This window comes from Isoptericola sp. NPDC060185, assembly GCF_042728595.1.
Classification (GTDB): Bacteria; Actinomycetota; Actinomycetes; order Actinomycetales; family Cellulomonadaceae; genus Isoptericola.
In genome coordinates, this window is record NZ_JBHWYY010000025.1 from 30469 (window position 1) to 56417 (window position 25949).

Genomic DNA, 25949 nt, shown 5'->3' on the forward strand with positions numbered 1-25949 from the left:
GTTCGGCACGGAGGAAGGGGCACGCCATGCGTGACGAGGTGCAGCGCGGTCTGTACTACGACGAGCTGGAGACCGACGTGCGGTACGTGCACCGGCCGGGCCGCACGATGACGGAGGCGGACGACGTGCTGTTCACGTCCGTCACGATGAACCCGCAGGGGCTGCACCTGGACGCGGCCTGGGCGGCGACGCAGCCGTTCGGACGCCCCCTGGTGAACTCGATGCTCACGCTGGCCACGCTGGTGGGGCTGTCGGTGGCGCACCTGACGCGAGGCACCCTCGTGGCGAACCTGGGCTTCACGGAGGTCGCGTTCCCGCACCCGATGTTCCACGGCGACACCCTGTACGGGGAGACGACGGTGACCGACCGGCGGCCGTCGCGCTCGCGCCCGGGGCAGGGGATCGTCACCGTGGAGCACGTGGGACGCAACCAGGACGGCGACGTCGTGGCGCGGGCCGTGCGCACCATGCTGATGTGGACCCGCGAGGGGCACGAGGAGCACGAGCACCGGCTCGCGGCGGAGCACGGCGAGGGAGTGCTGTGAACCCCGCCCCGTTCACCCTCGGCCCGGCGCTGCTGTTCTGCCCCGCGGACCGGCCGGACCGGTTCGCGAAGGCCCTGGACCGCGCGGACGCGGCGATCCTCGACCTCGAGGACGCCGTCGCGCCCGGCCGCAAGGAGGCCGCCCGCGCCGCGCTGGTGGAGACCGCGCTCGACGCGGCCCTCGACCCCGGGCGGGTGGTCGTGCGGGTCAACGCCGTCGGCACCCGGGACCACGACGCCGACCTGGCCGCCCTGGCGCGCACGCCGTACCGCACGGTGATGCTGCCGAAGGCGGACGGCCGCTTCGTCGGCCCGCTGCTGGCGCCGGACGGGCGCCCCTACGCCGTCGTCGCCCTGTGCGAGACGGCCGCGGGAGTGCTCGCGGCGCCCGCGCTGGCCGCGCGGCCCGACGTCGTGGCGCTCGCCTGGGGGGCCGAGGACCTCGTGGCGTCCCTGCACGGCACCTCCAGCCGGGGCGCCGACGGCGGGTACCGCGACGTCGCCCGGCACGCCCGGTCCGCGGTGCTGCTGGCCGCCAGCGCGGCGGGGAAGGCGGCGATCGACGCCGTGCACCTGGAGCTCGACGACCTGGCCGGGCTGCGCGCCGAGGCGCTCGACGCCGCGGCCAGCGGGTTCGTCGCGTCGCTGTGCGTGCACCCCAGCCACGTGGCGGTGGTGCGCGCGGCGTTCGCGCCGTCGGAGGCGGAGGTGGAGCGGGCGCGCGAGGTGCTCGCCGCGGCGTCGGGGCGGGCGGAGGCTCTCGCCGACCTCGCCGGTGACGAGGGGAGGGGTGGGGCGGCCGACGCCGGCGTGCTCACGGTGGGCGGGCAGATGGTCGACGCGCCGCTCCTGCGGCACGCCGAGGCGGTGCTGCGGCGTGCGGAGCAGGCCGAGCAGGGCACCGACGGACGTACGGTCGAGGAGAACGGGGGAGCACGATGACGGTGTCGAGGACGGCGGACCGGCTGCAGCCCAGCGCCGTGGCAGCGCTGGAGGGCCTGCTGCACGACGGCATGACGATCGCCGTCGGGGGCTTCGGCCTGAGCGGCAACCCGAACGACCTCATCGAGGCGGTGCGCGACTCGGGGGTGACGGACCTGACGATCGTGTCCAACAACATGGGCGTGGACGGCAAGGGCCTGGGCATCCTGCTGGAGAACGACCAGGTGCGGCGCGTGCTCGCCTCCTACGTGGGGGAGAACAAGCTGTTCGCGCAGCAGTACCTGGACGGCGCGCTCGAGGTCGAGTTCGTGCCGCAGGGCACGCTCGCCGAGCGGCTGCGGGCGGGCGGCGCGGGGATCCCGGCGTTCTACACGCCCACCGGGGTGGGCACCCCCGTCGCCGAGGGCAAGCCGGTCGACGAGATCGACGGCCGCCGGTACGTGCTGGAGCGCGCCATCGTGGCGGACCTGTCCCTGGTGCACGCGCGGCGCGCGGACCGGTTCGGCAACCTCGTCTACCGGTACACGGCGCGCAACTTCAACCCGGTGGTCGCGACGGCCGGGCGGGTCACGGTCGTCGAGGCGGAGGAGATCACCGACGAGCCGATCGACCCGGACGTCGTGGTGACGCCGGGCATCTACACGCACCGCCTCGTGCTGGCGCGCGAGCGGGTCAAGGACATCGAGCAGCGCACGGTGCGCCCGGCGCCGGACAGGGCACAGGACACGGCGGACGCGACGACGGCGGGAGGTGCGGCATGACCTGGACGCGCGACGAGATGGCCGCCGTGGCGGCCGCCGAGCTGCACGACGGCGACTACGTCAACCTCGGCATCGGCATCCCGACGCTGGTGGCGAACCACCTGCCGCCGGGCGTGGGGATCACCCTGCAGAGCGAGAACGGACTGCTCGGCATCGGCCCGTTCCCGGTCGAGGGCACCGAGGACGCCGACCTCATCAACGCCGGCAAGCAGACCGTCACCGCGGTGCCGGGGGCGAGCTACTTCGACGCGGCCGCGTCGTTCGCGATGATCCGCGGCGGCCACGTCGACATCGCGATCCTCGGCGCGCTGCAGGTGTCCGCGACCGGCGACCTGGCGAGCTGGACCGTGCCCGGCAAGCTCGTCAAGGGCATGGGCGGGGCCATGGACCTCGTGGTCGGCGCGCGGCGCATCGTCGCGCTCATGGACCACGTGGCCCGCGACGGCACCCCCAAGCTGCGCAGCCGCTGCACGCTGCCGCTGACGGGGGAGGGCGTCGTCGACCGGATCGTCACCGACCGCGCCGTGCTGGACATGACCGACCACGGGCTGGAGGCCGCGTTCGTGCTGCGCCGGCTCGCGCCCGGGGTGAGCGTCGACGACGTGCGCGAGGCCACCGAGGCGGAGGTCCTCGTGGAGCTGGAGCAGGAGGGGATCAGGTCATGAGCGTGATCGTGGGGTACCGGCGGACGGCGTTCGTGCGCTCGAACGGGGCGTTCGCCACCGTGCCGGCGACGGCGCTGGGTGCGCACGCGCTGGCGGGGGCGCTCGCGGCGGCGGGCGTCGCGCCCACCGAGGTGGACGTCGTCGTGGGCGGGCAGGTGCTGCAGGGTGGCGCCGGGCAGAACCCGGCCCGGCAGGCGGGCGTCGGCGCGGGGGTGCCGATGACGGTGCCGGCGATCACGCTCAACGCCGTCTGCCTGTCCGGGGCGGAGGCGGTGACGCAGGCGCACCGGCTCATCGCGGGCGGGGAGGCGCAGGTGGTCGCCGTCGTCGGGATGGAGTCGATGACGCTCGCGCCGCACGCGTGGGTGGGCTCGCGGGCCGGGCAGAAGTTCGGCCCGGTGGAGCTGATCGACACGATGGCGCACGACGGGCTGACCGACGCCTTCGAGCAGGACTCGATGGGGCTCAGCACGGAGCGGCACGGCGAGGCGATGGCGGCCGCGGCGTGGAACACCCGCGCGGCGCAGGACGACCTGGCCCTGGCGTCGCACACCCGGGCCGCGAAGTCGGCGGAGCTGCTGGCCGAGGAGATCGTGCCCGTCGAGGTGCCCGGGCGCCGCGGCGCCGTGGTCGTCGACATGGACGACGGCGTGCGGCCGGACTCCACGATCGAGGGGCTGGCGCGCCTGCGGCCCGCGTTCCGCGAGGACGGCACGATCACGGCGGGCAACGCGTCGCAGATCTCCGACGGCGCGGCGGCGCTGGTGCTCATGGCCGACGACGTGGCCGCTGCCCGCGGCCTGACCGGGGTGCGGGTGCGGTCGCACGCGTTGGTCGCGGGGCCCGACGTCGGGCTGCACGCCCAGCCCGCCAACGCGATCACCGCGGCCTGCGAACGGGCCGGCCTGTCCCCGCGCGACCTCGCCGCCGTCGAGATCAACGAGGCGTTCGCCGCCGTCGTGCTCGCCTCGGTGGACATGCTCGGCCTCGACCCGGAGCTGGTGAACGCCCATGGCGGCGCCATCGCGCTGGGGCACCCGATCGGCGCGTCCGGCGCCCGCGTCGTGGGGCACCTGGCGCGGCGGCTGGAGCTGCTCGGGCCCGGGTCCGTCGGCGTCGCCGCGCTCTGCGGCGGCGGTGGCCAGGGCTCGGCGGTGCTGCTGGAGGCCTGACGGCCGCGGTGCCTCAGCGGGCCGCGGCGACGGTCACGAGCACGAACGCGCCGACGATCAGGGCGAGCCGCACCAGGTGCAGGCGGTCCCAGCGGGTCGACTGCTCGCGGTGGTCCGCCGGCGCCGTCTCGGGCGTCCAGGTCTTGCCGCGCTGGTTGATCGGGACCAGCAACGTGATCGACAGGACGACGCTCACCAGCATCAGCGCCAGGGCCGTCCACGCGAGAGCGGCGGCTCCGGTGGTCACCAGCGCGGTGCCGGCGATGAGGAGCGTCGACCCGATGTACCAGGGCGGCATGGCGCGCCCGAGCATCCGGCCGCCGTGGGCGCGGGCGAGCACCCGCGCGTCCTCGGGAAGGGCGTCGGCGATCGGGTTGATGACGAATGCGACCGACAGCTCCACCCCCACCATCAGCCCGGTGACGACGACGGCGACGATCGGCAACCACTCCATGACGACCTCTTCCTCAGCGACGGATCTAGCAGTGCTAGGGAACATATCAGCGATTCGCTAGCGGTGCTAGGGTCAGGTCATGACGACCCCCGCAGCCGCCCGCCGAGCACGCCAGGTCACCGAGCGCCGGGAGCGCATCGTCGCCGCGGCCCGTGCCCTCGCCGAGGAGCAGGGGTGGGAGGCCGTGACGACGCGGCGGCTCGCGGACGCGATCGAGTACAGCCAGCCGGTGCTCTACGGGCACTTCCCGCGGGGGCGGACCGAGATCGTCACGGCGGTGGCGCTCGCCGGCTTCGAGGAGCTGGCGGCCGCGCTCGCGCCGGCGGCGCAGGGGGAGCATGGGTCGGACGCCGACCGGGTGCGCGCGCTCGTGGTGGCCTACCTCGAGTTCGCCGCGCGCCACCCGGCCACCTACGACGCGATGTTCCTGCTGCCCGTCGTCGTCCCGTTCGCCGCGGACGACACCCCGGCGGTCATGAAGGAGGGCTTCGCGGCGATCGCCGGGACGCTCGCCGGGCTGCGCCGGCCGCCGGCCGACCCCGCCACGGCGGCCGAGGTGCTCTGGAGCGCCGTGCACGGCCTCGCCTCCCTGCACCGGGCGGGCCGGCTCTCCGCCGACGCCGACGACCTGCGCGTCGACGCGCTGGTGCGGGCCTTCGCCGGCTGAGCGCCCGCGGAACCCCGGCTACGGCCCGGGGCGGACATAGCGCGAGCGCGGAGGGCGCCGCACCCGCGTGCGACGCCCTCCGCGCTCCGTACCGACCTCTGCCGGGATCAGCCCGCCACGGAGAGCACCCGCAGCATCGACTGCTCCACGCGGCCGCCGTCCGCGCCGGTCAGCACCGTCCGCAGGTGCACGAACCCGCCGGCCGCCTGGTCGTTCGGCACCTCGGCCGTCCAGGTCCCGTCGGCCCCGCGCGTCACGGGGACGTCCCGCCAGTCGGTGACCTGGGCGAGGGCGGTCTGCGCCCCGGTGGCGTACTGGAGCGTCGCCGTCGCCAGGTCGACCGGCCGGCGCGTCGCGTCCGACGTCGCGCCGAGCGTCACCCGCACCGGCTGCCCGGCCGGGACACGGCCGGTGGGGTCCGTCGCGACGTCGACGTGCGGCACCAGGAGCGGCTGCGTGCCCTGCGCCGTGCGCTCGGTCGGGAACGTCCAGTCGGTGGTGAACCCGAGCCCGAGGACGCTGCCCGGGGCGGGGCGGCGCGTGAACGTCTGCTGCAGGTGCACCTCGCTGCGCCCGGACGGCACGGCGTAGGTCCCCGCGGCGGGGACGACCCGCGTGCCGTCGACCCACAGCGTGCGGGCCCAGGAGTCGGCCATGAACAGGCCGGTCGAGTCGTGCCCGGCGGCGTCGCCCCAGACGCCCAGGCTCACCGCCAGCCCGTCGAGCGACCGCTCGACCAGCGGGACGCCGTTCGTGTTCGACACCGCGCCGAGCGGGGCGCGCAGCCACGACGTCGGCTCGACGACGCCCGGCTGGTACGTCCGCGGCCCCTCGTAGGACGCCGCGCTCGACAGGTTGGTCGTCAGGCGGGTGATCGTGGTCCACCGCACGTCCTCGGACGCCGTGTAGTACTCGGTGCGCTCCAGCGGGGCGGCGGCCGGGAGCATCGACCCGCCCGCGTACACCCCGCTCGCCCCGGGCAGCTCGAGGGCCAGGTCCAGGTACAGGGGCCGGGAGTCGAGGCCCTGCGAGGAGTACTGCGTCGGCACGGTGGCGAGGTCGACGTCGCGCACCCGCTGGGGACCCGAGGGCACCGAGCCGTCGACAACGGTGGCCACGTTGTAGAGGTACGGGCTGGTCGCCACCGGCTGCCCGGACCACGTCATCGTCACCGGGCCGGCCTCGGCCTCGGCCAGCAGGGCCTCGCCGTCCTCCCGGGTGATCGTCACCATGGGCAGGGACACCCCGGCCCCCGAGGTGGTGATCCGGCCCTGCGCCGACGACGAGTACGCGAGGACGCCGAGCGCGCCGCGGCCCTTGAGCGCGCGGTCCCACATCAGCGTGTTGCCGCCCTGGACGGCCGACGCCGCGTCGAGCAGCACGACCTTGCCCTCGACGTCGGCGGCCTCGAGGTTGGCCGTGGTGCCCGGGCCGACGGAGACGAGCGGGGCCGAGACCTCGCCGTCGAACTCGGGGGCGAGCGCCACGGGCAGGTCGTCGACCGTGCGGCCGCCCGAGGAGGTCATCGTCAGCCGCGGCGCGACGAGCCGCGCCGTCGCCTCGAAGGTGAAGCGGTCGTCCACCCGGGTGCGCGTCGTGAACAGGTGGTTCACGTACGAGGGCACGGTGGTGAGCGTCCCGGTCCGCATCGCGCCGTTCTCCGCGAGGCCGTACGTGAAGCCGATCGAGAAGCCCTGCGGCTCCGAGGGGCGGTCCGTGCGCCACGTGAGCTCCGTGGCGTCGCGGGCGTCGAGCCGCACGGTCGTGTCGCCGTCGATGCGCACGCCGTCGTCGACGACCTGCGTGACGGAGTCGACCTGGCCGTGGTGGCCCGCCGCGTCCCGGGTGAGGATCACGCCGGAGAAGTCGTACGTGCCGTACGGCAGGGAGAGCTGGACGCTGCCGTCACCGACCCCGTACCGCGGGGACCTGCCGCGCTGGGCGTCGATCACCTGGAAGCTCGAGAAGGAGTCGGCCGGCTCTCCCCGCCGGTCGATCGTCTCGACGGTCACCGTCGCCATGGGGGGCGTCAGCTCCGCCCACACGGGCACGGTGACCCGCACGCCGTCGGCGCCGACGCCGACCAGGCGGCCCGTGACGGTCCCGTAGGCGCCGTCCTTGACGTGCTGCGCAGGGTCGACGACGACGGGGACGTCGGCCGTCCCGTGCGCGGGCACCACGACCTGGCGCGGACCTCTGTCGAGGGCGAGGACCGGCGTCGGCACGACCGTGCCGTCGTCGCCGAACGTGCGCAGGCTGAGCCGGAGAGCCACGTCGGCGTCGGACGTGTTGGTGAGCGTCACCGTGCGCCGCACCGGGTCGAGCCCCGCCTGCGGGGACGCGTACGTCCCGAGGTCGACGCCCGCGGGGGCCGTGACCGGCTGGCCGACGGCGCGGCCGGCGTCCATCGGCCCGGCACCCTGCTCGAGCACGGGGGCGTCGGTCGCCGCGGCGGACGACGTGAGCGCGTCCTTGACCTGCACGGGCGTCCAGTCCGGGTGCGCCTGCTGCACCAGGGCCGCGCCCCCCGCGACGTGCGGGGTCGCCATCGAGGTGCCGGACATGGCCACGTACGGCAGGTCGCTGCCGCCGCCGGTGCGCGCCGCGACCACCTCGACGCCCTGGGAGGCGATGTCGGGCTTGGCCGCCGCGCCGCCCACGGACGGGCCCCGGCTGGAGAAGTACGCGGTCGCGTCGTCGCGGTCCACGGCGCCGACGGTGAGGGCCGACGGCGCGCAGCCGGGCGTCGAGACCTGGCCGCGCAGGCCCTCGTTCCCGGCGGCGATCACGAACAGCGCCTCGTCGGAGAGCTCCTCGACGAGGTCGACGTCGGGCCCGACGCACGCGGTGGCGGACGAGTCGCCGAGGGACATCGAGACGACGTCGGCGCCCTCGTCGACGGCCCACTGCATCCCGGCGAGGATCCCGGACGTCAGGCCCGACCCGTCGTCGCCGAGCACCTTGCCCACGAGGAGGTCGGCGCCGGGAGCCATCCCCGCGTACCGGCCGTCGGAGGCGGCGCCGGTGCCCGCCACGGTGGACGCGGTGTGCGTGCCGTGGCCGCTGCCGTCCTGGATCGTGCCGGCGCTCGCGGGCACGAAGCTCCGCGACTCGACGACCTGGCCGGCGAGGTCGGGGTGCTGCTGGTCGTACCCGGTGTCGAGCACGGCGACGCGGACGCCCGAGCCGTCGAGGCCGAGGTCGTGGGCCGCGTCCGCGCCGGTGAGGGGGACCGTTGGCGGCAGGTCGGTGACCGCGGTGCCGTGCACCTTCGCGTCGAGCCAGAGGCGCTCGACGCCGCTCGCGGAGCGCGCCCCGGAGCCGGGCTCGAGCCCCGCCCACGCGGCGGCCGCGCGGTCCTTGTCGATCGACAGCGCCGTCGCGTCGATGGCGGGGAGCTCGACGGTGGTGGTCGTGCCGCGGGCGGCCGCCCGGGGTGCCGCTCCGTCGGCGCGCTCCACGATGACGGGCAGCGTGTCGCGGGAGGCGTCGTCGTACCCGTCGCGCCACAGCAGCGCGAGGTCGAAGAAGCGCTCGTCGAGCACGCCGGCGTCGACCAGGGGCTGCGCGTCGGGCGGCACGAGGTAGGTCTCGTCGCCGTCGACGTAGGTGGTGGTGACCTGCTCGTCGCCCTCGATGCGCGCCTCGGCGACGTCGCCGTCGGGGTCGATGCGGGCGGTGACGACGTCGCCGGTCACGAGCGTGAACCGCGCGGTGGTGCCGGGCTCGGCCGCGGCGCCCTCGGGGGGCGTCGCCGGGGGCGTGTCGGCGGGGGGCGCGTCGTCGGCCGCCGCGGCGGTGGCGCCCCCGGCGAGCAGCGCGAGCGCGGCGACGGCGGTGACGCCCTTGCGTGTCCGGGCATGACGGTTCATGTCGGTCTCCCTTCGGTGGGCCCACTGTGACGCACGGCGGGGCGGCCGGGCCCCCGGGGCACCTGGCGAGGTCGTGCCATGGCGGATAATCGCCACGTGCTGGGGGACCTGGACGCGACGCTGCGGGACGACGACGAGGCCGTGTACCGGCTGACGATGACCGGCGCCGGCAGCACGGCCGAGGCCGCGGCCGCGACGCTGGGCCGGGACGTCGAGGCCGTGCGCGCCTCGTTCGAGCGCCTCGCCGCGGACGAGCTGCTGCTGCGCACGGGCGAGGGGCGATGGCGGGCGGTCTCCCCGGAGGTCGCGCTGCGCCCCGTCGTCGAGCGGTCGCGCGAGCGGCTCCGCCGCGACGAGACCACCTACGCCGAGCTGGTCGAGGCGTTCCACGCCCAGCGCGACTCGTCCTCGGTCGACGGGATGGTGGAGCTGGTGGAGGGCGACGCGCAGGCCGCGCGCGTCACGCAGCTCGAGGTGGGGGCGCGCGAGACGTTCTGCGCCTTCCAGACCGGGACGAACACGGTGGTCCCGGTGGTCGCGACCCTCGACCCGGACTGGCGCCCGCCGGGCCTCGGGCCGGAGCTGCACCGGCTGACCACGATCCGCCCCGACCTGGAGTACCGGTTCGTCGTCGACGCCCTGTTCCTCCAGGAGCCGGGGGCGCTGCGCAAGATCGACGAGTGGCTCGCCGCCGGCCAGGAGGTGCGGATCTCCGACGAGGAGGTGCCGAAGGTGCTCCTCGCCGACGGCTCGGTCGCGCTGGCCAAGGTGTCGCCGGACGCGGCCGTCGTGCTGCGCGGCCCTCTCGCGCGGCTCGCGCAGTCGCTGTTCGACGCCGTCTGGCGGCACGCCCGGCCGTACCGGGCGGACCAGGAGCTGGGTGTCGAGGACGCCCAGCTCCTCCAGCTCATGCTGGCCGGCCTGACCGACGCGGCGATGGCCAAGCAGCTCGGCACGTCGCAGCGCACCGTCCAGCGGCGCCTGCGCGGACTGATGGACGCGGCCCGGGTCACCACACGCCTCCAGCTCGGGTGGTACGCCCTGCGCCACCAGTGGGTCTGACCGGCTCTGGACGCACCGAGGGCCGCCGTCCGGTCGGACGACGGCCCTCGGGGTGGTGACGGGCGGGGTCAGCCGTCCGTCGCCGGGATGTTCGCCAGCAGGGCGCTCAGCGCGCTGGCCTGGGTGCGCCAGTCGTACACGTTGGCCTTCTCGGACCCGCTGCCGCCGGCCCAGCGCAGGCCGAGGCGGTCGTCGCCGTTGCGGTCGTGGGCCCACACGGACCCCGCCTGCCGGTCGACGAACTCCTGGTACGGGTGGTCGTCGAGGGCGTCGTTGAGGTCGCCCACGTAGCGCAGGAAGATCCCCTTGAACTGCTTGGCGTTGTCGTCGCAGGTGCCGGCCGGGTCGCACTCCTCGGTGAGGATCCCGTCGGTGACCAGCTCCGGGTCGGTGGTGCCGGCGTCAGCGAGCTTGCGCACGGTCGCGAGGACCGACGCGTCGCCGGTGGCCCGGTACAGCTCGAGGCCGCCGCCCAGGAACACGCCCTGGTTGTACGTCCACACGGTGCCGCCGTTGTTCTCGCAGTCACCGTTCAGGCCGTCGTTCACCAGCCCGTCGGCGTTGATCATGCCGCTGGAGGTGATCCAGTCCCAGCCGGCCTGGGAGCGGGCGAGCCACGTGGTGTCGCCGTCGATGCGGTTGTGGAGCTCGGCGCTCAGCCGGACCCACAGCCCATTCGTGACGGCGTTCTTGTACGTGCGCTCGGCGTCCCACCACACGCCGCCGCCGCAGGTGCTGGTGTCCCAGTAGCCGTTGACGAACTCGCCGATGGTCTCCGCCATGTCGAGGTACTTCTGGTCGCCGGTGAGGTCGTACGCCTGGACCCAGGCGAGGCCCCACCACTCGGAGTCGTCGATCGCGCGGCTGGTGAAGTTGCCCCACAGCTCGTCGCCGGAGAGCTCGCCCGCGGGGAACTTCCCCTTGTTGCGCTCGAACGTGCGCTCCACCTGCGGCAGGTAGCTCAGGTCGCCGGTGCGCTGCATGTACTCGATGACGGTCTCCGTCGCGACGGCGGAGTTCCACCAGCTCGACGGCCACCAGGCCTTGCCGGTGTCGTAGTCGCCCATGAGCACCTCGGCCGCGCGGGTGGCCCGCACGGTCGACGGCGGGGAGGCGATCAGCTCGTCCAGGAGCGGCAGCAGGGCCGCCTTCGCGAGCTTGCTCACCTTGTTCTCCTTCGCGTCGGCGACGGTCGAGCGGAGGTCGGCCAGCGCCTTCGCGAGCGGGGCGGCGTGGTTGCCGTCGGCGGCGTCCTGCGCCTCGTCGACCAGGTCGAGGAGGGTGCGCGAGAGGCCCTTGTTGACGTCGCCGCTGCGGGTCAGGTCGCCGATCTGCGCCCGGGCGAGGTCGAGGCCCTCGCCGTCGCCGACCCACTGCGAGACGACCAGCTCGAGGTCCTCGCGCACGCGGTCGGGCAGGCGGCTCTCCGGCGTCGTGTCCATGACGGCCTTGAGCGCGCGCACCTGGGCACGGACGCCGTCGGCGTCGCCCTCGGCCTCCGCCGCCCGGGCGGCGTCGAGGACGTCGCCCAGCTCCCGCGCCGTGCGCGCGGGGATCAGCTTGTCGTGCCGGGCGGCATCGACGACGTCGGCGATCTCCGCGACGCGCGGCTGGTGGGCCAGCAGCTCCACCTCGGACAGCGAGGTGGCCTTGTCCTGGGAGGAGGTCACGACGAGCCGGTAGTGCCCGTAGATCCCCGGGTCGGCCACGGAGAACGCCCGCGTCTGCTGACGCTCGGCGAACTTCTGCCCGCGCCGGGTGTCGAGGGTGACCCACTTCTTGCCGTCGGCCGAGCCCTGCAGGGTCCAGGCCTTCGGGTCGGCGCCCTGCTCGGAGGCGGAGGTCAGCGTGTACATGGTCACGCGGGCCGTGCGCCCCTCGAGCTCGTAGGCCACGGAGGGCTTGGCCGACGTGAACGTCGTCGACGTGGCCGACGTGTCGTCGAACAGCGCGCCGGCCTTCGCGACGGCGTCGTCCGTGCTGGCCGTCCCCTTCTTCGGGCCGGTGACGTCGGCGAGCGGGTCGGGCACGTCGTCCCCCTGCGTGATCGACGGGAGGGCGTCGTCGTCGCCGGTGCCCCACGCGGACGGCGTCGGGCCCATGTCGAACTCGATCGTCCCGCCCGCGGTGAGCTGCTCGTGCGTGAAGGACGTCGACGTCTGGGGCTTGCCGTTCACGGTGACGCCCTGGATGTAGATGTTCTTCGCGCTGTTCTCCGGCGCGCTGAGCACGAGGTCCTTGCCGCCGGCGAGGTGGATCGTCGCCTTCGTGAACAGCGGGGAGCCGATCGCGTAGGTGGGGCTGCCCACCTGGAGCGGGTAGAAGCCGAGCGCGTTGAAGACCTGCCAGCCGGACATCTCGCCGTTGTCCTCGTCGCCCGGGTAGCCCTGGCCGATCTCGCTGCCCACGAAGCCGCGGGCGAGCGCCTCACGGACGATCTCCTGCGTCTTCGACGGCTGGCCGACGGCGTCGTACAGGTACGGGATGTGGTGCGAGACCTGGTTGCTCAGGCCCCACTGGCCGATCCGGACGGCCTTGGCCTCGCGCATCTCGTGGATGACGCCGCCGTACGCGCCGGGGAACTGCGCCGTCTCGGGCGTGCTGAAGAACTCGTCGAGCTTGTCGGCGAGCTTGTCCCGCCCGCCGTACAGGTTCGCCAGGCCCTGGGGGTCCTGGACGGCGTGGAACGCGAAGTTCCAGCCGTCGGTCTCCGTGTACGGGCTGCCCCACTCCCGCGGGTCGAAGTCGGCGGCCGACTGCGACCAGTCGCCGTCGGCGTCCTTGGCCCGGAAGAAGCCGGTCTCCGGGTCGAACAGGCGCACGTAGTTCTGCGAGCGGTTCAGGTAGTACTCGTAGTTGTCCGCGTACTCCTGGTGGCGCGGGTCGGAGGCGTCGGTGGAGTCCAGCAGCGTCTTCGACATCGTCGCGATGCCGTAGTCGTTGAGGTAGTCCTCCAGCGACCACGACGCGCTCTCGTGCGTCGAGGCGGGCGTGTACCCGAGGAACGTCGCCTGCTCCTGGCCCTTGCGGCCCACGTGCTCGTTCGGCGGGGCCACGGACGCGTTCTTCAGCGCCGCGTCGTACGCCCGCTGGACGTCGATGTCGTCGACGCCCTTGTTCAGCGCGTCGGAGAAGGCGACGTCGGAGCTGGTGCCGGTCATGGAGTTCGCGTAGCCCGGGGCGGACCAGCGCGAGACCCAGCCGCCGTCGTCGTACTGCTGGGTCATCCCGTCGACCATCTCGGCGGCGTCCCCCGGGTAGAGCAGGGAGTACGCGGGCCACGTGGTGCGGTAGGTGTCCCAGAAGCCGTTGTTGACGTAGACCTTCCCGTCGACGACCTTCGCCCCCGTCTTCGTGGCCGTGGTGCCCGCGGGCGCGGGGTCGAGGCTCGTGCCCGACTGGTCCACGTGCTTCCACTCGGGGTCGGCGGCCGTGCCGACGTTCTCGTGCCCGGAGTTCGGGTAGAGGTTCAGGCGGTAGAGGTTCGAGTAGAACGTGGTGAGCTGGTCCTGGGAGGCGCCCTCCACGTCGATGACGCCGAGCTTGGCGTCCCACAGGTCCTGCGCGCGGTCGCGCACCTGCTCGAACGTGTCGTCGCCGGCGATCTCGAGGTCCAGGTTGTGCTCGGCCTGCTCGACGCCGATGAGCGACGTCGCGATCCGCATCTCGACCGTCTTGGTGGTCGAGGTGTCGAACGTCAGGTAGCCGGCCACCTTGTCGCGGCCGCCCGGGTCGAGCTTGCCGCCCGCGGTGGCCGCCCGGTCGAACGTCGCGTAGACGTACATCCGCTTGTAGCCGTTGCTCTGGCTGCCGCCCGCGACGTCCGTGTAGCCGGACAGGGTGCCGGTCTCGGGGTCGAGGGTCAGGCCGCCGTCGTTGCGCACGTTGTCGAACAGGACGTTCGACTCGTCGCCGGTGAACGTGAACCGGAACATCGCCGCGTGGTCGGTGGGCGCGATCTCGGTCTTCATGCCGTCGTCGAACGTGACGCCGTAGTAGTACGGGCGCGCGGTCTCGTTGTCGTGGCTGAAGGTCTTGGCCCGCACGGAGCGGGTCGCGTCCGGCGTGCCGGTCGCGGCGGACGGCATCACCTGGAACATCTGCCGGTCGGCGATCCACGGGCTCGGCTCGTGGCTCAGGTTGAACGACTCGATCTGCGGCCGGTTCTGGCCGTCGTTGTCCTTCTGGTAGGCGTACAGCCAGTTCGTGGACCCGGAGTCGGTCGACGGAGTCCAGAAGTTGAAGCCGTGCGGCACCGCCGTGGCGGGGATGTTGTTGCCGCGTGAGAAGTCGCCGGTGGAGTTGGTGCCGCGCGTCGTCAGGACGTGGTCCGAGGGGTGCTCGGAGGTGTTCTGCGGCGGCGCGTCGGCGAGGGAGATGTCGTCCACCCAGCCGCTGAAGTCGGCGGGCCCGGCCGCGTCGTCGTAGCCGACGAGGACGCGGTCGACCGTCTTGCCGGCGGCGACGGCGCCGAGGTCGCTCTGCACGGCGTTCCACTGGTTGACGTACAGCGACTTCGCGTCGCCCTGGCCCTGGGGGTCGAGGGCGAAGCCGTGGCCGTCGGTGGCCGCGAGGTCGCTGAGGTAGGTCCCGTCGGTGAACGCGAGGTCGACGGCGACGTGGGTGCTCGCGTACGACTGGTCCTTCTCGGACGCCTCGGGGAACACCTTGTACGACAGCTGCGTGTCCTCGCCGACGGGCACGTCGACGTCGAGCACGCGGTTGTACGCGTACCCGCGACCCTCGGCGGTCTGGCTGCCCGCGTAGCGGAGGGCGTGCGTGCCGGTCCAGCCGGCCTGCGTCTTGGCGGCGTAGGCGCTGGCCGGGCCGGTGCCCAGCGTCGTCGCCATCGGGGTGGCCGGGGCGGCCTCGGTGGAGACGAGCCACTCGGCGAGCTGCGTGCCGTCGCTGCCGGAGTTCTCGGTGACCTTGAGGCGGTAGAAGCGGAACGACTGCGGCTTCTCGACGGTGTACCGGCGGGTCTCGAGGCGCTCGGCGAAGCCCTGGTTGGTGCGGGTGTCGAGCGTCGTCCAGGCGTCGCCGTCGTTCGAGCCCTCGAGCTTCCAGGAGCGCGGGTCGCGGTCGGGGGCGTCGCCCGCCGACGCGAGCGCGTAGGTCGCGACGGGGGCGGCCTGCTCGAGCTCGTAGGTCACCGACGGCGTCCGGGAGCCGACCAGCCACTTGGTGCTGACGTCGCCGTCGGCCAGGTTGGCGGCCACCTCGTTCGGGGCGTTCTCGCCGCTGGCGGTCACCTTCGTGACGGAGCCCGTGACGTCGCCGGGGAAGTCGATCGTGCCGGGCTTCAGCCGCTGCACGGACGCGTCGGCGATCTCGACGTCGAGCGCGCCGCTGTTGTGCGTGCGGACCTGGAACTGCGGGCGCCCGCCGCCGCTGGCCGGGCGCGCGATGTCGACGGTCACGGTCTTCGGCTCGGCCGTGAGCGTGACCTCCTCGCCACCGACGTCGCGGTTGCCGTCGTAGACGTTGAGGAACACGGTGCCGCTGCCGCTGAGGGTCACCGACGCGCGCATCGGGACGCCGCGCTCGAGGTCGGGCAGCGGCACCTGGACCCAGGTCTCGCCGGCCGACTGCATCGCCCAGTGCATGGCGGAGTCGCCGGTCGCGGAGGTCGGCTCGAGCGTGCCGGGCACGTTGCCGACGCCGTTCTGGAACGGGCCCTCCCAGGCGAGGGCGTCGGTCGCGTCGCCCAGCAGGTTGTCGCCGACCGGGGTGCTGGGGCTGCGCTCCAGCACGGTGGTGCCGACGACGCCCGACGAGCGGGGGCCGTCGGGGCCCTGCTCGGCCTCGCTGTCCCAGGTGGGCTGCGGGTCGTCGGGCTCGAACGACGTGAAGAACGACCCGCCGTCGCCGGCCGGGGCCGGGGCCGCCGTCGCGACGCCCGCGACGCCGACGCCGGTGGCGCCGAGCGCGAGCGCGAGGACGGGGGAGACGGTGAGCTGCAGGCAGCGGGCGCGCGAGGTGGCGCGGGGCCGCGGCGGGTGGGTCGGGGGTGGGGTGGTCGGGCGTGAAGGCATCAGTGACCTCGTGGCTCGGGGCGGCAGGGTTCGCCACCGACTGACAGCGTTGTCTTTCGGAGCACACCAGACCACAACTCGGGCATTTACTCAATACGAAGGGCGAAACTCGTCTGCGTGGGCGGTGGCGTGCGCGCGGCGTCTGCGCCACGCTCAGGGCCCGTGACCTCCGCTTCGAACGCACGCATCCTGATCCTGGCCGGCCGCGGCCGCCACGAGGACCCCTGGCACGACCACGCCGCGACGTCCCACCGGCTGGCGCTGGTGCTCTCGGCGCTGGAGGTCGGCGGCGGCGCCCCTGAGGTCGTCGTGCGCAGCACGTTCCCCGACGCGCTCGACGACCTCGACGACGTCGACCTGCTTGTCGTCAACGCGGGCAGCCCGTGGCCGGGCCTCCGGGAGGCCGGCATCGGCCCCGACGACGCGGCGTGGGCGCCGTTCCACGCGCGCCTCGACGCGTGGGCGCGCGCCGGCGGCCGGATCCTCGCCGTGCACCAGGCGGCCAACGCGTTCGGCGACCACCCCGCCTGGGAGGAGGTGCTCGGCGGCCGGTGGGTGCCGGGGGCCTCGATGCACCCGCCGCTCGGGCCGACCACCGTGCCGCTCGCCGTGGGCGCCCACCCGATCACGGAGGGCCTGGGGTCCGTCGACGTCGTCGACGAGCGCTACTGCCGGCTGCGCGTGGCGCCCACGTCGCAGGTGCTGGGGTGGGTGGTCGACGACGAGGGCGAGCGGCACCCCGCGGTGTGGGTCGCCGACGGGCACGGCGGGCGCACCGTGTACTCCGGCCTCGGTCACGACGGCCGCTCCTACGACTCGCCGTCGCACGCCGAGCTGCTGCGCCGCGCGGCGACCTGGCTGCTGGAGGGCTGAGCTCGCGCCGGCGAGGGCCCTGGAAGTCTCGACGTGAAGTATCTTGACGTCGAGAAACTTCGACGACGAGGAGACGACATGCGACTGCACCACGTCCAGGTGGCCTGCCCCGCGGGCGGCGAGGACGCCGCCCGCGCGTTCTACGGCGCCGGGCTCGGGCTGACCGAGGTGCCGAAGCCGCCGGAGCTGGCGGGCCGCGGCGGCTGCTGGTTCCGTGGCTACGACGACGCGGGCGCGGTCGTCGCCGAGATCCACGTCGGCGTCGAGGACCTGTTCGCCCCGGCGCGCAAGGCCCACCCGGCGCTCGTCGTCGACGACGTCGCCACGCTCGACGCCGTCGCGGACCGGCTCGAGAGCGCGGGCTTCGACGTCGACCGGACCGAGCGCGCGTCGTTCACCGGCTACGTCCGGTTCCACACCCGCGACGGCGCCGGCAACCGGGTCGAGGTGCTGGCGCCGGCCCAGGCCTAGCCGCACGCCGGCGACGACGAGGGGCGCCCGGGCACGCGCCCGGACGCCCCTCGCACTGTCGTGGGTCAGCGGCCGGCGTTCGCGCCCGCCTCGATCACCTGCTCGTTGATCGCCCGGACCGGGCCGGGGTCGACCTTGATCTCCTTGCGGTCGTAGGTCCACAACCCGTTGAGCTCGGTCTCCAGGTCGGTGACCTGCGTGTAGATCGAGCCGGACAGGTCGTCACCCGCGCGGGCGAGGTAGAACTCGCGCGTGTTGTCGACGTACTTCTTCGTGAGCGCGGCCTTGTCCGCGACGCCGCTGTAGATCGCCGCCGGCGCGCCCGGCCACTGGTGGCCCGGCGTGCGCAGCGTGAACCCGCCGTGCTCGCCGTCCATCGCCATCCGGGTCTCGTCGGGGAACGGCGGGTCGGTGTTGGTGTAGTCGTGGTGGTCGATCACCTCGCCCTTGCCGGAGTCACCCTTGGAGTCGCAGCAGTTCACGCCGCTGTGGGCGTTGACGATTCGGGTGGGGTCGATCTCCTTGACCTCGTCGGCGATCTGGCCGGTGACCTCCCTGTCCCACTCGCCCCAGCCCTCGTTGAACGGGATCCAGCCCACGACCGACGGCGAGTTGTGCAGCTGCGCCATCTCGGCCTTGCCCTGGTCCAGGAAGGCCTGCCGGCCCGCGGCGTCGGTCAGGTCTCCCGAGACGAAGTCCTGCCACACCATCAGGCCCAGTCGGTCCGCGTGGTAGTACCACCGCATCGGCTCGACCTTGATGTGCTTGCGCACCGCGTTGAAGCCGAGGTCCTTCTGCGCCTTCAGGTCGAAGACGAGCGCGTCGTCGCTCGGCTGCGTGTACAGCCCGTCGGGGTAGAAGCCCTGGTCCAGCATCGCGAGAGAGAAGACCGGCTCGCCGTTCAGGACCATCTTCGGCACACCGCCCACCTGCTCGACGCCCACCGACCGCATCGCGAAGTAGCTGCGCATCCGGTCCGTGGTGGCGCCGTCGCGCAGCGTCACGTCGAGGTCGTACAGGTACGGGTCGTCCGGGCTCCACAGGTGGGTCGTGCCGCCGGTCAGCCCCAGCGTGAGCGGCTCGTCGGCGGGCCCGCTCACGCGACCCACCTCCCTGCCGCGGGTGTCGCGGGCCACGGCCGTGACGACGGCGTCCTCGGACGCGCCGGCGGAGACGGCCACGACTTCGAGGCTGTCGTCCTCGACGTCGGGGGTGGTGCGCAGGTCGTCGATCGACGACGCCGGCACCGGCTCCATCCACACCGTCTGCCAGATGCCGGACGACGGCGTGTACCAGATGCCGCTCGGGTCCTGCACCTGCTTGCCGCGCGGCTGGTTCTTCCCCGTGGTGTCGGAGACCGCGACGACGATCTCCTGCGTGCCGCGGCCGCGCAGGGCGTCCGTGATGTCGGCGCTGAACGCCGTGTAGCCGCCGGTGTGCTCGGCCACCTGCTCGCCGTTGACGTACACGGTGGCCCGGTAGTCGACCGCGCCGAAGTTGAGCTTCACGCGCTGGCCCCGCTGCTGCCAGCCCCGGGGCACGGTGACCTCCTTGCGGTACACCATGTGGTCCTCGTGGCGCTCGATCCCGGACAGCTGGGACTCGACGGGGAACGGCACGGTGATCCGCTCGTCGAGGTCCTCGCCGAACGTCGGCGTGGCGCCCGCCTCGGCGGCCTCGAACTGCCACGGCCCGTTGAGGTTGCGCCACTGCGCGCGCTCCTGCTGCGGGCGCGGGTACTCGGGCAGCGGGTGCTTCCGGTCGAGCTTCTCGCCCCACGGGGTCAGGAGGCGGTGGGTCGACTCGTTGGTGGCGTCGCGCAGGATCGCGGGCACCGGCTCGCCGCCGACGACGAGGCCGCCCTCGCCGTCGTAGTCGAACCGGACGCGCTGTCCCTGCTGGACCGGCGCGGAGAGCGAGACCTGGACCTTCGTGTCGTCCTTCGGGTCCACCGCCACGTCCTCGACCGGCATGGGCACGGTGTCGGCCTCGACGGTCAGGTGGTCGGTGAGCGTGCCGAGGTCGGACACCGGCTCCTCGAACCGTGCCGTCAGGAGCGTGCCCTCCTTCTGCGTGGTCAGCTCCACGGGGAAGACCTCGTAGTCATCCGGCGGGGTGAACGCCGAGGTGGGCACGACCTGCTTGTCGATCCCAGGCCCGGACCAGCGCAGGAACAGGTTGGCGCCGCCGACGTCCTGGAACAGCTCCATCCGGAACGTGTGGGCCTCGCCGGCCTCCAGGTGCACGGTCTCGCTGGTCTGCTCCACGTCCCAGTCGCCCACCCAGTGGTCGATGACGGGCTCCTCGTCGAGGAACATCCGGAAGCCGTTGTCGCCGATGGCGTAGAACGTGTAGTCGCCGGTCGCGGGGGCCGTGAGGTTCCCGGTCCACCGGGCGGTGGTGTGCTCGCCCTGGCCGGTGAGCGACTCGAAGGTCGGCACCAGGTTGGGCAGGTCGATGTTCGGGTCGAGGGCGACGCCGCCGAGCTCGGCGAAGTCGTGGGCGTCGGGGGCGGAGGCCGCGAAGTACTCGCCCTTGAGGCCGTGCACCTCGATCTCGTCGGCCCCGGCCGAGGAGGCGGGGGCGGCGGCGAGCCCGGCGAGGGCCGTGGCCGCGGCGGCCAGGGCGGCGTAGACGACACGGCATGGTCGTGACAGCGCTGACATCGAAGACGTCCTTGTCTCTCGGTGGATGGCGTCGTGCAGGTGTCACCGCATCACGGATTCGCCGGGGCAACAACCGGGGGAGCACCGGACGCCGGCGTGGCGCGGTCAGGAGTCCGCGTCGGCCAGCCGCTCGCGCAGGGCCGTGACCTCGGCCTCCAGCCGCGCCGCGTCCCGGTACCGCACGATGCCCGTACGGACGACGAGCCCGGCGCGCTCCTCGTCGCATCCGAGCAGGGCGGCGACGCGGGCGACGGCGTCGTCGTCGGAGCCGGCGGAGAGGACGGCGTCGATGACCTCCGTCAGCCGGCCCCGGGCGGCGAGCAGGGTCGACATCGTGGCGAGTTGGTCCCGTGCCGCACGGTCGAGGTCGCCCGGGTCCCGGCGTGCAGGTGCGGCCGTGCGTCGCCGCGCGATGTCGTCGGCGGTCAGGTCCACGCTCAGGGGAGCCTCCGTCCCGAGGCCGATCCCGGGGAGCACAGCGTCGACGAGCGTCGGGCCGGGCCGTGCGCGAGACCACTCGCCGCCGCCGATCTGCACCGGCAGCCGCGCGTAGTCGCCGGGGCCGAGCGGGACGGCGAAGCGCTGGCTGCCGAAGAGGGCGAAAGCGAAGCCGTCGCGCTCCTCCCCGGCGGACCGGAGCAGACCCACCGCGAGGAGGTGCTGGTCCTTCCGCGCCGCCCAGGGCTCGGTGCCTGCGTTGACGAGGTCGACGGCGAGGTGGTCGAGGTCGGGGGCGGCGACGGTCGGGCCCGCCCAGCGCAGGACCAGGCCGGGCGCGGCCTCGGAGGCGATCGGGAAGGGGCGGCTCGGCGGGGTCATGTGCCGAGCATCCCAGGCGCCCCCGGTCGCGCAAGGCGGCCGGCGGCGGGTCAGGACGCGCCGGCGAAGCCCGCCTGGCGCCACGCCTCGTAGACGACGATCGATGCGGCGTTGGTGAGGTTCAGCGAGCGCCGACCCGGCAGCATCGGGATCTTGACGAGGTCGGTGACGCGCGGGTGCTCCATCGCCTCGTCGGGCAGGCCGGTGGGCTCGGGCCCGAAGAGCAGCACGTCCCCGGGCCGGAACGCGACGTCGGTGTACGTGGTGGTCGCGTGCGCGGTGAACGCGAAGACGCGGGCGCCCGGCAGGGCGTCGAGCGCGGCGTCGAACGACGGGTGCACGTCCATGACGGCGAGGTCGTGGTAGTCGAGGCCGGCGCGCTTGAGCTTGGCCTCCGACAGGTCGAAGCCGAGCGGCTCCACGAGGTGCAGGCGGGCGCCGGTGACGGCCGCCAGCCGGATGGCCGAGCCCGTGTTCCCGGGGATCCGCGGCTCGTAGTAGACGACGTGGGCGAACGGGGACGGCGGGGCGGCGGGCTGGTCGGGCACGGCCCGATTCTCCCACCCCGGCCGTCGCGGCCTGGCTAGCCGCTCTCGCCGTTCCGCTCCCACTCCGCCGCGGCGGCCTCGGAGTCCGGCGCCCCGCCGCCCATCGCGACGACGTCGCCGCCGAGGGAGAAGTCCACCCAGCCGGAGTGGTAGTCGTCGGAGGTCGAGACGGAGACGCGGGGCGCGCTGGGCTTCTCGTCCGCGAACACGTTGCGCTCGACGCGCAGGGACGGAGCCTCCTCGTCGATGCCGGTGAGCCGCCCTGCCTCGTCGACGAGGCCGGGCAGCGTGGCCCAGTCGACCTCGGTGGCGTCGAACAGCTCGCCCGGCACGTCCTTCGGGTCCGGCTGGATGAGCGACGGGCCGGTGCGCTCCGCGGAGCCGTCGCGGTACTGCCACTCGTCGGTGGTGGTGGCGCCGGGCGACGTGGGCGCGGTGACGACGACGAACTGGTCGTACACGCCCACGTCGGTGACGTCCGGGCCGGACAGGGCCAGGACGGCCTCCATCGCGGGCGCCAGGTTGCCGGGGGTGAGCATGGACGTCTCGGCGGCGGCCGCGGCGTCGCTCTCGGCCCGGATCTCGTCGATCGAGCTGCCCCGGAGCAGCTGGGCGGCCTCGGCCCACGCCGGGTAGAGCGCGGCGACGCCGCCCAGCACGGCCAGCACCGGGAAGACGACGAACGGGACGCGCCGGATCGAGCCGGGCGCCCGCCCCTGGCGCGGGGCCGCCCAGACGTCGGCGAGGGGCGCCTCGCGCACCTGCCGGTCGTCCGCCGCGCGGGCCGCCCACTCGGGGGCGGGGGAGTCGTCGATCGCGACCTCGGGGCGCTCGGGGTCGAGCTGCGTCACGACGAGGACCGCCCCGGGCTGCATGGACGGCAGGTGCGCCAGGTTCACGACCCGTCGGGTGGTGGTGCGGTACGGCCCGCGGCCCTGGCGCGGCACCACCAGCAGCTCGACGTCGCACACGGGCTGGTCGTTGACGCTGGACCCGGTCGCGTCGATGCGCACCACGCGGGCCAGCGTCGTGCGTCCGGCCGCCCGGGCCGCGGCCACCTGCCGGGGGTTGGTGACGCCCATCGACCCCACGACGCTGCCGATGATGGTCAGCGGCAGGCAGATGCTGGCCACGACGATCGACACGATCAGCAGGGTCGTGTAGAGCGCGTCGCCCGTGAGGGCGTCACCGAGGATCGACGCCGCCAGGACGCCGAGGGACAGGGCGAACAGGCAACGGATCACCGCCACATTCTGCCTGGTCGCGGGGCCGCCACCGGCCGGACCTCGGGCGCGACGGGCGTACGATGGCGGCATGTCGATGCGCGCGTGCTGGTGGTGGCTGCCTCCGCAGCCGTGACCCGACGCGCCCACCAGCACCCGTCCCGAGCTGCCTGTCGCAGCCGGGACGTTCTCGTGTCCGGGCCGGACCGACGGGCGGCGAACCCTGAGAAGGAGCCGCACCATGTCCGTCCTGTCCGCCCCCACCGCCCCCACCGCGCCGGCCGTCCCCGGATCCACCCCGGCCCCCGCCGTCGCGCCCGCGGCCACCGCGAGCGCCGCCGTCGCGCAGGCCCGCTCGGCCGAGATCGAGGCCGAGATCGCCCGCGACCCGGGCCGGTTCCGCGTCCTCACCGGCGACCGCCCGACGGGCGCCCTGCACCTGGGCCACCTGCTCGCCACCCTCGACAACCGGGTGCGGCTGCAGGACGCCGGGGTCGAGGTGGTCCTCGTCGTCGCCGACTACCAGGTCATCACCGACCGGGACGACGCCGGCGACCTGCCCGCCGTCGTGCGCGAGGTGGTGCTCGACTACCTCGCCGCGGGCATCGACCCCGCCCGCAGCACCGTCTTCACGCACTCGGCCGTGCCGGCGCTGAACCAGCTGCTCCTGCCGTTCCTGTCGCTGGTGAGCGTGGCCGAGCTGGAGCGCAACCCCACCGTCAAGGCGGAGGCCGCGGACGCCGAGAAGCGGCAGGGCCGCGGCATGTCCGGGCTGCTGTTCACCTATCCGGTGCACCAGGCCGCGGACATCCTGTTCTGCCACGGCAACCTCGTGCCCGTGGGGCTGGACCAGCTGCCGCACCTCGAGACCACGCGGACGGTCGCGCGCCGGTTCAACCAGCGCTACGCGGCCGCGAGCCCGTACTTCCCGGAGCCGGAGGCGCTGCTCACGCCGTCGTTGACGGTGCTGGGGAACGACGGGGCCAAGATGAGCAAGTCGCGGGGCAACGCGCTGGAGCTGCGGGCCTCGGAGGACGACACGGTCCGTTTCTTCCGCCGCGCCCGCACCGACTCCGACCGACACATCGCCTACGACCCGGACGGGCGGCCCGAGGTGGCGAACCTGCTGCGGATCGGAGCGCACTTCGCCGGCATGACGCCGCAGGAGCTGGCCGACCAGGTGGGCGACGCGGGCGCGGGGCGTCTCAAGGCGGTCGTGACGGAGGCGGTGGTGGAGGGGCTGCGGCCGCTGCGCGAGCGGCGGTCCGCGCTCGCCGCCGACGGTCCGGCCGTCGTCCGCGACGTCCTCGCGCGGGGCAACGCGCGGGCGAACGAGGTCGCCGACCGCACGCTCGCCGACGTCCGCGAGCTCATGGGGACGGTGTACTGCTGACCGGCAGATCGACAGGATGGGCTCCGCCTGTCGATTTCCGCCGGGCCGTTCGACGAGTAGGTGTCAGCACGAACCACGATGGAGGGAACGATCATGGCCCAGTACGCGATCCTGCTCTACGAGAACGCGGTGGCCGGCTCCGGCGAGGAGCACGACCGGCACGCGGACGACCTGGCCCGGGCGGGCGTGATGACGGCGGCGTTCGCGCTGCAGCCGTCGGAGACGGCGACGACGGTCAGCGGCGACACCGTCACCGACGGGCCGTTCGCCGAGGCCAAGGAGGTCATCGCGGGCATCTACGTCGTCGAGGCGCCCGACCTCGACGCGGCGCTGGAGATCGCCGGCCGGTGCCCGTCGGCGGTGCACGGCGGCACCGTCGAGGTGCGGCCGGTCGCGGCCGGCGGGGTCGTCGAGGCGCCCGGTGCGTGACCGTTCCACCGTCGAGGCGGTGATCGCCGACGTGCACCGTCGCGAGTGGGCCCTGCTGCTCGCCGCGACGGTGCGCGTCGCGCGCGACGTCGACCTCGCCGAGGAGTGCGTGCAGGAGGCGTACGCCACGGCTCTGGTGCGCTGGGTCGAGGACGGCGTCCCGCGCAACCCGGCCGCCTGGCTCACCACCGCGGCCAAGCGGCGCGCGCTGGACGCCGTGCGTCGCGAGCGGACGTTCCGCGACAAGCTGCCGCTCCTGCTCGAGGCGGACGACGACGCCGACCCCGCGGACGAGGTGGCGGGCGCCGACGAGGCCGCGGCCGCCGCGGCGAGCGCGGCGGTGGTGCCGGACGACCGGCTGCGGCTGGTGTTCCTGTGCTGCCACCCGGCGCTCGCGCCCGAGGCGCAGCTCGCCCTCACGCTGCGCCTGGTGTGCGGGGTGGCGACGGCGGACGTCGCGCGGCTGCTCCTGGTGCCGGAGGCGACGATGGCGGCCCGGCTGACGCGCGCGAAGAAGAAGATCTCGCTGGCGCGCATCCCCTTCCGGATGCCGCGTGCCGCCGAGCTGCCCGACCGGCTGCGACCCGTGCTCGGCGTCGTGCACCTGCTGTTCACCGCCGGGCACGCCGCGCCGTCCGGGCCGTCCCTGGTGCGGGGCGACCTTGCGGACGCCGCGCTGCACCTGGCCCGGACGTTGCGCGCCCTGATGCCGGACGAGCCGGAGGTGGCCGGGCTGCTGGCCCTGCTGCTTGCCACCGACGCGCGGCGCGCCACGCGCGTCGACGCCCACGGGCAGCCGCTGCGGCTGGAGGACCAGGACCGCACGCGGTGGGACCGCGACGCGGTCGTGGAGGCGCAGGGCCTCGTCATCGACGGGCTGCGGCGCGGCGCCTCCGGGCGCTACGTCCTGCAGGCCGCGATCGCGGCGCTGCACGCCGAGGCCCCGACCTACGCCGACACCGACTGGCAGCAGATCGTCACGTTCTACGACCGGCTGCTCGCGGCGTGGCCGACGCCGGTCGTGGCGCTGAACCGCGCGGTCGCGGTGTCCATGGCGGACGGCGCCGGGGTCGCCCTGGGCCTGGTGGACGAGCTGGCGGGTGCGGACGAGCTGGCCCGCTACCACTACCTGCCGGCCGTCCGGGCCGACCTCCTGGAGCGGCTCGGCCGGGTCGACGACGCGGCGGCGGAGTACCGCCGCGCCCTCGAGCTCGTGGACAACGACGCCGAGCGCGCCTACCTCGAGCGTCGGCTCGGGGAGGCCGTGTGACGACGCGCCGGCGGCGGGAGCCTTGCGGCCCTGACATGCCTCGGGTCGGCAGTTCGTGCTCGGGTCGGCAGTCCGAGCTGCCG

Annotated in this window: 19 protein-coding genes; 12 read left to right on the top strand and 7 right to left on the bottom strand. The window is 74.1% G+C overall.

From position 1 onward, the window contains the following. Positions 1-26: 26 nt before the first annotated feature. From ACFWDO_RS10690 to ACFWDO_RS10710, 5 genes are read left to right on the top strand one after another with little or no spacing between them, the layout of a single operon-like run. Entirely contained in the window at positions 27-545 is a 519-nt protein-coding gene (locus ACFWDO_RS10690) for a MaoC family dehydratase (protein WP_380318000.1), read from the top strand. Beyond that, positions 542-1486: an HpcH/HpaI aldolase/citrate lyase family protein gene (locus ACFWDO_RS10695; RefSeq protein ID WP_380318003.1), complete on the top strand. Its 945-nt coding sequence runs from the start codon at positions 542-544 to the stop codon at positions 1484-1486. The genes ACFWDO_RS10690 and ACFWDO_RS10695 overlap by 4 nt, the downstream gene beginning before the upstream one ends. Continuing rightward, positions 1483-2247, top strand: coding sequence for a CoA transferase subunit A (locus tag ACFWDO_RS10700; RefSeq protein ID WP_380318006.1), 765 nt, complete (start codon positions 1483-1485; stop codon positions 2245-2247). Before ACFWDO_RS10695 ends, ACFWDO_RS10700 begins: the two co-directional genes overlap by 4 nt. Further along, positions 2244-2912: a 3-oxoacid CoA-transferase subunit B gene (locus tag ACFWDO_RS10705; protein WP_380318009.1), complete on the top strand. Its 669-nt coding sequence runs from the start codon at positions 2244-2246 to the stop codon at positions 2910-2912. The genes ACFWDO_RS10700 and ACFWDO_RS10705 overlap by 4 nt, the downstream gene beginning before the upstream one ends. Then, positions 2909-4084 (top strand): acetyl-CoA C-acyltransferase, encoded by a 1176-nt coding sequence (locus ACFWDO_RS10710; RefSeq protein WP_380318012.1) that lies wholly within the window; start codon positions 2909-2911, stop codon positions 4082-4084. Before ACFWDO_RS10705 ends, ACFWDO_RS10710 begins: the two co-directional genes overlap by 4 nt. A gap of 13 nt (positions 4085-4097) precedes the next feature. On the opposite strand, the gene ACFWDO_RS10715 is transcribed toward ACFWDO_RS10710, so the two are convergent. Next, positions 4098-4538: an anthrone oxygenase family protein gene (locus ACFWDO_RS10715; protein ID WP_380318015.1), complete on the bottom strand. Its 441-nt coding sequence runs from the start codon at positions 4536-4538 to the stop codon at positions 4098-4100. A 79-nt stretch (positions 4539-4617) separates the two neighbouring features. Between ACFWDO_RS10715 and ACFWDO_RS10720 the strand changes: the two genes are divergently transcribed. After that, entirely contained in the window at positions 4618-5205 is a 588-nt protein-coding gene (locus tag ACFWDO_RS10720) for a TetR/AcrR family transcriptional regulator (RefSeq protein ID WP_380318018.1), read from the top strand. Between the two features lie 107 nt (positions 5206-5312). Here the strand turns inward: ACFWDO_RS10720 and ACFWDO_RS10725 are convergent, their stop codons facing one another. Then, positions 5313-9077, bottom strand: a complete 3765-nt coding sequence (locus ACFWDO_RS10725; protein ID WP_380318021.1) for a S8 family serine peptidase — start codon at positions 9075-9077, stop codon at positions 5313-5315. Positions 9078-9155: 78 nt separating this feature from the next. On the opposite strand from ACFWDO_RS10725, the gene ACFWDO_RS10730 reads away from it, so the two are divergent. Beyond that, the gene (locus ACFWDO_RS10730) at positions 9156-10139 is read left to right on the top strand and encodes a hypothetical protein (protein WP_380318024.1); all 984 of its coding nucleotides are present in this window, start codon (positions 9156-9158) and stop codon (positions 10137-10139) included. 68 nt (positions 10140-10207) lie between these two features. On the opposite strand, the gene ACFWDO_RS10735 is transcribed toward ACFWDO_RS10730, so the two are convergent. Continuing rightward, positions 10208-16174, bottom strand: coding sequence for a GH92 family glycosyl hydrolase (locus ACFWDO_RS10735; protein WP_380318027.1), 5967 nt, complete (start codon positions 16172-16174; stop codon positions 10208-10210). 162 nt (positions 16175-16336) lie between these two features. Between ACFWDO_RS10735 and ACFWDO_RS10740 the strand changes: the two genes are divergently transcribed. Further along, the gene (locus ACFWDO_RS10740) at positions 16337-17047 is read left to right on the top strand and encodes a ThuA domain-containing protein (protein WP_380318030.1); all 711 of its coding nucleotides are present in this window, start codon (positions 16337-16339) and stop codon (positions 17045-17047) included. A 78-nt stretch (positions 17048-17125) separates the two neighbouring features. Next, positions 17126-17518 carry a VOC family protein gene (locus ACFWDO_RS10745; protein WP_380318033.1) on the top strand — a complete coding sequence of 131 codons (393 nt, stop codon included), beginning with the start codon at positions 17126-17128 and terminating at the stop codon, positions 17516-17518. A 65-nt stretch (positions 17519-17583) separates the two neighbouring features. Here ACFWDO_RS10745 and ACFWDO_RS10750 read toward each other — a convergent pair whose 3' ends face one another. The 4 genes from ACFWDO_RS10750 to ACFWDO_RS10765 all read right to left on the bottom strand — a co-directional run bounded on the left by ACFWDO_RS10750 (position 17584) and on the right by ACFWDO_RS10765 (position 22795). Beyond that, positions 17584-20184, bottom strand: coding sequence for a PA14 domain-containing protein (locus tag ACFWDO_RS10750; RefSeq protein WP_380325604.1), 2601 nt, complete (start codon positions 20182-20184; stop codon positions 17584-17586). A 105-nt stretch (positions 20185-20289) separates the two neighbouring features. Continuing rightward, the gene (locus ACFWDO_RS10755) at positions 20290-21003 is read right to left on the bottom strand and encodes a hypothetical protein (protein WP_380325601.1); all 714 of its coding nucleotides are present in this window, start codon (positions 21001-21003) and stop codon (positions 20290-20292) included. Positions 21004-21053: 50 nt separating this feature from the next. Then, positions 21054-21551 carry a tRNA (cytidine(34)-2'-O)-methyltransferase gene (locus ACFWDO_RS10760; protein ID WP_380325599.1) on the bottom strand — a complete coding sequence of 166 codons (498 nt, stop codon included), beginning with the start codon at positions 21549-21551 and terminating at the stop codon, positions 21054-21056. A gap of 35 nt (positions 21552-21586) precedes the next feature. Beyond that, positions 21587-22795 carry a hypothetical protein gene (locus ACFWDO_RS10765; protein WP_380325597.1) on the bottom strand — a complete coding sequence of 403 codons (1209 nt, stop codon included), beginning with the start codon at positions 22793-22795 and terminating at the stop codon, positions 21587-21589. A gap of 220 nt (positions 22796-23015) precedes the next feature. On the opposite strand from ACFWDO_RS10765, the gene trpS reads away from it, so the two are divergent. The 3 genes from trpS (at position 23016) to ACFWDO_RS10780 (ending at position 25866) form a co-directional block, all read left to right on the top strand. After that, complete coding sequence (gene trpS, locus ACFWDO_RS10770; protein ID WP_380325594.1) at positions 23016-24167, top strand: tryptophan--tRNA ligase; 1152 nt, start codon at positions 23016-23018, stop codon at positions 24165-24167. Between the two features lie 78 nt (positions 24168-24245). Continuing rightward, the gene (locus ACFWDO_RS10775) at positions 24246-24596 is read left to right on the top strand and encodes a YciI family protein (protein WP_380346937.1); all 351 of its coding nucleotides are present in this window, start codon (positions 24246-24248) and stop codon (positions 24594-24596) included. Beyond that, on the top strand, positions 24589-25866 hold the full coding sequence (locus tag ACFWDO_RS10780) for an RNA polymerase sigma factor (RefSeq protein WP_380325588.1): 1278 nt from the start codon (positions 24589-24591) through the stop codon (positions 25864-25866). The genes ACFWDO_RS10775 and ACFWDO_RS10780 overlap by 8 nt, the downstream gene beginning before the upstream one ends. Positions 25867-25949: the final 83 nt, after the last annotated feature.